This is a genomic window from Nostoc sp. CALU 546, assembly GCF_048836525.1.
The window spans coordinates 1-1,284 of the sequence record NZ_JAWJTF010000422.1; the positions used below are offsets into that span (position 1 = coordinate 1).

Annotated in this window: 1 protein-coding gene and 1 pseudogene; both read left to right on the forward strand. The window is 37.7% G+C overall.

What is annotated here, in order from left to right:
- Positions 1-346: pseudogene (locus tag RRG12_RS44210) on the forward strand (Chase2 sensor protein); the annotation flags it as partial.
- Positions 347-360: 14 nt separating this feature from the next.
- Positions 361-1,263, forward strand: coding sequence for a DUF928 domain-containing protein (locus RRG12_RS44215; RefSeq protein WP_420759561.1), 903 nt, complete (start codon positions 361-363; stop codon positions 1,261-1,263).
- Positions 1,264-1,284 lie beyond the last annotated feature (21 nt).

A 1,284-nucleotide genomic window follows, 5' to 3' on the forward strand; every position in this document is an offset into this window, starting at 1 on the left:
ATTTGTTCAAGCCCAAATGGTAAGTCAAATTACTAGTGCGGCATTAGATGGTCGTCCTCTGCTAAGAGTACTGCCTTGGTGGGGAGATGTTTTTTACATCTGGCTCTGTTCTTTAGCGGGAGGTGTGTTTGGCGCAGTTGTGTTGCAGAGACTTGCTTGGCGCGATCGCAAAATAATTCTTGTGATTATAAGCACAGGTATTATTTTTGTCATCTCCTATGGCATCTGCTTTTTTCTTTTAATTCATGGCTACTGGCTACCATTTCTTCCTTCTACCATAGCTTTCCTTGCTACAAGTATAATTACGTTTAGCTATATGCACCAATTAGCGTATAAACGCTGTTAAGAAGACAGAAGAATATGTCTGTGTATTTTGTATATATCTTTATTCCATACTTCTATGAAAAAATGATAAAGTTACTTTTTAGACATCTGAGTTTAGCTTTAATTTTCCCTTTAACATTAGGCGCTTATCCTCTTGTTAAAGCAAACCCACGTTATAATAATGTTTTGGAAAATGAAGTTATTTCAAAGCAGTCAAAAAAACAACAGCCTCAAACCCCAGTACCTACAAATACACCTCCAACTTCAGGACTTATTTCCCAGATTATTCGCTTCTTATTACCCTCAAAAGGTGCCCCTGGTAAGCGAAGCTATGCTGCGGCAAGAGCGGATTGTCCAGCGATTGAAAAACCTCTGACGGCTTTAGTTCCAAAGACAAACATTGGTTTAACTATTTCTGAACATCCGACATTCTGGTTTTATATTCCTTACCAGCCCACAGACATAAATCCAGTTGAGTTCTTGCTAATAAATAATAAAAATAATCCGGTTTATAAAACTACTTTTCAGTTAACAAGTACACCAGGAATTATTAGTGTCAACTTACCTCAAAATATACCAGCCTTAGAAATTGGTAAAAAATATAACTGGGTATTATCCTATATGTGCGATCCAGGAAATCGCTTGAAGGATACTTTTGTTAAAGGATATATTCAGCGAGTTTCTATCAACTCTAATGTGAAAAATGATTTAGAGAAAGCAAGCAGACCGAGAGAGCAGATTTTGCTGTTCGCTGAAAATGGTCTTTGGTATGATGCTTTGACGATCCTGGCTAACGAACGCCGTCAAAAACCCAAGGATGCACAGGTAACAAAAGATTGGAAAGATTTATTGCTGTCCTCAGAAGGGGACTTAACAGAGATTAAAGAGATTGTTTCAGAACCTATTGTCTCTTGCTGCCAAAATATTGTAACTCAATAGCTGAAGCACCTGAAGTCCTTC